This is a genomic window from Mesorhizobium sp. M4A.F.Ca.ET.022.05.2.1 (genome assembly GCF_003998845.1).
Classification (GTDB): Bacteria; Pseudomonadota; Alphaproteobacteria; order Rhizobiales; family Rhizobiaceae; genus Mesorhizobium.
Genome location: NZ_RZOJ01000419.1, coordinates 1 through 5,254 on the forward strand (window position 1 = coordinate 1; position 5,254 = coordinate 5,254).

Here is a 5,254-nt window from a genome sequence, read left to right on the forward strand (position 1 = left end):
GCCCGCCGGCCCCCCCCCCAACCGCCCCTACCCGCCCTTCGACCCGATGCAGGTGTTCGGCGACGACAGCGACGACAATGCCGGCGCCACCGCGCCCGCCGTCGCCGGCCAGATCTACGGCGCGAAGGTCGAAAGCGAGATGTCGCTGAAGACGGTCGACTTCCCGATCGATACGGCGTCCTTCGATGAGAAGAGCGACCTCTCGGCCGACGAGGTGGAAAAGGTGGTGCGCGAGGCCGGCACCGATCTCAGCGACGGCGCCATCCAGGTCGCCTCACTGCATTATGTCGACCCTCAGCGATTCGGTGATGCCTTCGCCGAGAGCATGGCCGGCTCCTACGACGTCAAGATCGTGCCCGAGAATGTCTCGGTTTCGCCGCGTGTTGAAACCGATGACCAGACGCCGGCATTCGCCGAGGAAATCATCCCCTTCACCAAGGATACCGGCATCGCCGAGGCCTTCGCTGATTCGGGCTACACGGGCGAGGACGCCACCGGCATGGCTGATGCCATCGGCAAGCTGCTCAACGCTCCGGCGCTGAAGGCGGGAACCGTGCTACGCGTCGGGCTCGAGGTCCATGGCGACGCCGCCAAGGTGGTTCGCACCAGCGTCTATGACCGGACCCAGCACATCGTCACCATCGCGCTCGACGACCGCGGCCAGTATGTGCCGGCGCAGGAGCCCGAGCCCAACCCCGAACTGCTGACCGCCTTCGATGATTCGCCGCCGGTGGTCGTGCGTGGCAACCTGCCCAACATCTACGACGGCATCTATCGCGCTGCCTATTCCTACGGCATGTCTAAGAAGCTAACGCAGCAACTGGTCAAGCTCTTGGCCTCCGATGTCGACTTCCAGTCGCGGCTCGGCCCCTCCGACCGGATCGATGTGCTGTTCTCGCAGCCGGACGGCGATGACCAGGCCTCCGACGAATCCGAACTGCTCTATGTCTCGGCAACCTTCGGCGGACAGATGCGCAATTTCTACCGCTTCCAGATGCAGGACGGCAGCACAGACTATTTCGACGAGGATGGCTCAAGCGCCCAGCAGTTCCTGCTGCGCAATCCGCTGCCGGCGGGGAAATTCCGCTCCGGCTTCGGCGCGCGCCGGCATCCGATCCTCGGCTATGTCCGCATGCATACCGGCGTCGACTGGGCCGCCCCGATCGGCACGCCGATCATTGCCGCCGGCAACGGTGTCATCGAGAAGGCCGGCTGGGCCGGCGGGTACGGCAAGCAGATCATCATCCGCCACGCCAACGGCTACGAGACTTCCTACAATCACCAGACCGCTTTTGCCAGAGGCATCGAGCCGGGCGTTCACGTCCGCCAGGGCCAGGTCATCGGCTATCTTGGTCAGACCGGCCTCGCCACCGGCCCGCATCTGCACTATGAGCTGATCGTCAACGGCACCAAGGTCGACCCGATGCGCGTTCGCCTGCCGGTCGGCAAGGTGCTGAAAGGCGACGACCTGGTTGCCTTCAAGCGCGAGCGCGACCGCATCGACGACCTGCTCAAGCAGGAAGACAACAATTCGCTCAAGGTCGCCAGCGCCAAGGTCGAAGGATAGGTTCGCGAGCGAATCGCATATCGCCCGCGACGAATCAGTTTCGTGACGAATCAGCCGGTGATTCATCCGCGCTGCGCGGCCACGGCAGCGCCTGGCCGGAAACGGTCATCCAGGCGATGACGGCCGCAAGCAGGCAGAGCAGCGTGGTGACGGCGGCGACGGCCGCGAAAGCCACGTCGCTGGCGGCGAGCCGTGCTGCGTCGAGATCCGGCGCGAGCCCCGCTGGCGCCTGTTGTCCGAAACCTGGAATGCCGGGCGCGGCGCCGGTGCTCAGCCCGTAGACCCAGGCCGCCAGCGAGCCCATCGCCGCCACCGCGATCAGGCCGCCGATGCGCGAGACGGCATTGTTTATCCCCGAGGCGGCGCCGGTGTCCTTGTCCTCGACCGCCGTCATGATTGCGGTCGACAGCGGCGACACGACCAGCGCCATGCCGAGCCCCATCAGTGCCATCAGCGGAAAGGTCCCGGTCCAGAAATTGTGGATGCCGGCATGGGTGAGCAGCGCGAGCCCGGCAAAGGCAAACGCGACGACCAGACTGCCGGCGGCGATCGGGAATCTCGGCCCGATCCGATCCGACCACTGGCCAACGGGTCCCGACAGCAGCGCGATCGATGCCGACAGCGGCAGGAAAATGAAGCCGACCTCGGCCGTGCTCAGCCCCCAGCCGGCAATCAGCAGCATCGGCAGATAGAACAGATTGGCCGACAGCGCGAAATAGAGGAAGAAGGTCGCAAGATTGGCTCCGGCGAACGCGCCGATCCCAAACAGCGACAGGTCGATCATCGGCTCGTGCTGTCGGCGCTCGAAGAAAACGAACACGACAAGCAGCGCCAGGCCGGCTGCGATGCTCGGCCCGGACATTTGTCCGCCGCCCTCGGCGCTCATCGAGGTCAGGCCATAGGCCAGCAATCCGAACGCCAGCGTGGCGAGTCCGGCGCCGCCGAGGTCGAGGCTGCGCTCTTCCGTCGGCTCATCGGCCGGCACCTTGGCCAGGAGAAGATAGATCGAGATGAGGCCCAGCGGCAGGTTGATGGCGAAGATCGCCCGCCAGATACCATTGCCGAAGGTGGACAGGACGAGGCCGCCCAGCACCGGACCGAGCGCGGTCGTCAGCGCCGAGGCCGCGGCCCAGATGCCGATCGCCCGGCCGCGCTCCTTCTTCGGATAGGCCTTGGCGATGATGGCGAGGCTGCCCGGCACCATAATGGCGGCGCCGACGCCCTGGATGGCGCGGAAGGCGATCAGCACGCCGGCATTGGGCGCCAGCGCGCAGGCCAGCGAAGTGGCGATGAACAACGCAATGCCGGTCACGAACGCGCGCCTGAGGCCGAACCGGTCGCCGGCAGCACCGCCTGCCAGGATCAGCGCCGATAGAGTCAGCGCATAGGCGTTGGAAATCCATTGCGCCTCGGCCAGGCTGGCGCCGAGATTTTCCCGCAGCGCCGGCATCGCGATGGCCAGGACCGAGCCGTCGATGAAGCCGAGCGCGGATGCCAGGATCGCCGCGATCAGCACGTACCGGCGCCGCGTCCGCGGGCAGAACGTCCCGTTCGCGATCGAGCCGGTCGGGGAAATGGCGGCAGCTTCGCCTGGAGATTTCATGGAGCCTGCTTAGACCTCCTATGGCACCCGCAACAACCAGCCAGAAGCTTGTGGTTGTGAAACCAGATCGGCCTGGCCGCATGGCGGGCCACTCCGACCAATGCATGTCAGCCAAAACGTGCGCGGCCCTGGGAAGCGACATGCATGAAAACAAAGCCGCAAACCGCGTCGGCTGAATCCGTTTCAGCGCGACGCGCTTTAGGTGCAAACGGCTGACGCCGTGCTAGGTTTCACCAGCATCGAAACAGGGGGAGACGCATGAAGCGGCCACTCGAACCGTCGGCGGAGGCACGCGGGCGTGTCATCGGCATCACCGATGGCGTCTTCGCCATCGTGCTGACTCTGATCGTTCTCGAGAGTGCCGCCGCACGAAGCGGTCCATTCCGAGGGCGAGTTGCCGGCGGCGATCGCGGCGCTGGCGCCACGTTTCCTGACCTATGCGCTGAGCTTCCTGACGTTGACCATCTTCTGGTTCGCCCAGCAGGCGCAGCATAGGCTGATCGCCAAATCAGACCGGCGGCTCGCGACGTTGAACCTGTGCTTTCTCGCCTTCATCGCACTCTTGCCGTTCTCGACCGACCTTCTGGCCGACTTCCTCGAGTTCTGGATCGCGGTGATCGCCTAGGCTGAACCTTCTTATGCTCGGCGTCACGCTGCTCGCCAGCTGGTGGTACGCGGAAAAGCACGGCTTCATCGCCGAGGACGTCGACGCGGACACGACACGCACGGTCTACCTGCGAGTCGTCAAGGCGCAGATCCCGTGGGCGGTCGGCGCGGCGCTGTGCCTGATTGGCCCGTTGCTCAGCGTCGGCTTCATCCTGCTTGTGCAGCTGATCTATGCAGCCGCGCTCCGCGGCTCATTGCTGCGCTATGTCATCGGCTGAAGATCCGCCGACGAATTCCACGGTGACGCCGGGCGACACGATCTTGGCGAGCTCCCGCGCATCCCAGTTCGTCAGGCGCACGCAGCCATGGCTTTCGGTCTTGCCGATCTTGGAGGGATCGGGGGTGCCGTGGATGCCGTAGGTCGGCTTGTCCAGCGCAATCCACACCGAACCAACCGGGCCGTTCGGTCCCGGCGGGATGGTCAGGATCTTGTCGTTCTGGCCCTGCTTGAAATTGATGCTCGGGTTGTAGGTGTAGTTCGGATCGAGCGCGATACGCGACACGGTGTGGATGCCCGATGGCGACGGCGTGTCGGCCGAGCCAATGGTGGCCGGATAGGCGGCAACCAGCTTGCCGGCCGCGTCATAGGCGAAGACTTCCTTCTTGCCCTTGTCGGCGACGATGCGGGCAACCGGCGTCGATACCAGCCTGCCGAAATTGGCGACCTTGATGATGGTGCCGGGGCGTTTGAAATCGAGGCCCTGATTGATCGACTTCAGATAGTTCTCATCCATATGGAAACGCTCGGCCAGCGCTTCGGTGACGGAGGTGTAGCCCATGCGGTCGAGCTGGGCCTTCTGGCTGTAGTCTTCTGGGATCGACGCGACGTAGGGACCGGCCGCGTCCTCGGGCGTGATCGTGTAGGAGGCGAACGCATCGCCGCCCGACTGTGCCAGCGCCGACTGGATGCCGACGGCGTCGGTCGAGCGCAGATTGCTGCCCGTGATCTCGTTGTAGGCGGCCAGCGCCTTGTCGACATTGGAGCCGAATCGCCCGTCGATCACGCCCGGCGACGCGCCGGCGCGATCGAGCAGCACCTGCAGCGCCGCCACATCCTGGCGCGCGCCGAGCGACAGCGACGGGTCGACCGTGGCCTTGCCACCGGTGTCCGGCGGCAGGGAAGCCTGCGTATCCTGATCCGGCTGCGCGGGGTCGATCGACGCCTCGTTCAGCGGTTGGCGCTTGACGGTATTCGGTTTCGGCGCCTCCGGGTAGGTGGCGGTGTTGCCTTCATCGTCCGGCACCGGCGGAAAGGCATCCACGGAATTGTCGCCATAGGGATCGTATTCGTCGGCCGGCGGCGGAATCACCCTGCCTTCCTCGTCCAGCTGCCTGCGGCGGAAGCGGGCCATGTCTTCGGGATCGTCGAGATAGTAGCGGTCGTCATCCTCGACCGGCGCGCGGCCGAGCTCCTGCAT

Annotated in this window: 5 protein-coding genes; 3 read left to right on the forward strand and 2 right to left on the reverse strand. The window is 65.5% G+C overall.

Annotated features, from left to right (window positions below):
- Window positions 1-1,567: M23 family metallopeptidase (locus EN745_RS29345; protein ID WP_145992189.1), on the forward strand; the 1,567-nt coding region annotated here is incomplete at its 5' end.
- A gap of 34 nt (window positions 1,568-1,601) precedes the next feature.
- Here EN745_RS29345 and EN745_RS29350 read toward each other — a convergent pair.
- Window positions 1,602-3,170: an MFS transporter gene (locus EN745_RS29350; RefSeq protein ID WP_127422855.1), complete on the reverse strand. Its 1,569-nt coding sequence runs from the start codon at window positions 3,168-3,170 to the stop codon at window positions 1,602-1,604.
- Window positions 3,171-3,528: 358 nt separating this feature from the next.
- Here EN745_RS29350 and EN745_RS37300 point away from each other — a divergent pair, with 358 nt between their 5' ends.
- The gene (locus EN745_RS37300; RefSeq protein ID WP_245487868.1) at window positions 3,529-3,795 is read left to right on the forward strand and encodes a TMEM175 family protein; all 267 of its coding nucleotides are present in this window, start codon (window positions 3,529-3,531) and stop codon (window positions 3,793-3,795) included.
- A gap of 13 nt (window positions 3,796-3,808) precedes the next feature.
- A complete protein-coding gene (locus EN745_RS37305) occupies window positions 3,809-4,054 on the forward strand; it encodes a hypothetical protein (protein WP_245487869.1) in 246 nt (81 codons plus the stop codon).
- Here the strand turns inward: EN745_RS37305 and EN745_RS29360 are convergent.
- On the reverse strand, window positions 4,028-5,254 hold a 1,227-nt coding region (locus EN745_RS29360), incomplete at its 5' end, for a L,D-transpeptidase family protein (protein WP_127422856.1). The two genes, EN745_RS37305 and EN745_RS29360, sit on opposite strands and share 27 nt — an antisense overlap.

What these genes read in the sequence shown, in the direction of transcription:
- EN745_RS37305 (WP_245487869.1), top strand. Translation starts at nt 3,809, where the DNA reads ATGCTCGGCGTCACGCTGCTCGCCAGCTGGTGGTACGCGGAAAAGCAC.
- EN745_RS29350 (WP_127422855.1), bottom strand. Translation starts at nt 3,170, where the DNA reads ATGAAATCTCCAGGCGAAGCTGCCGCCATTTCCCCGACCGGCTCGATC.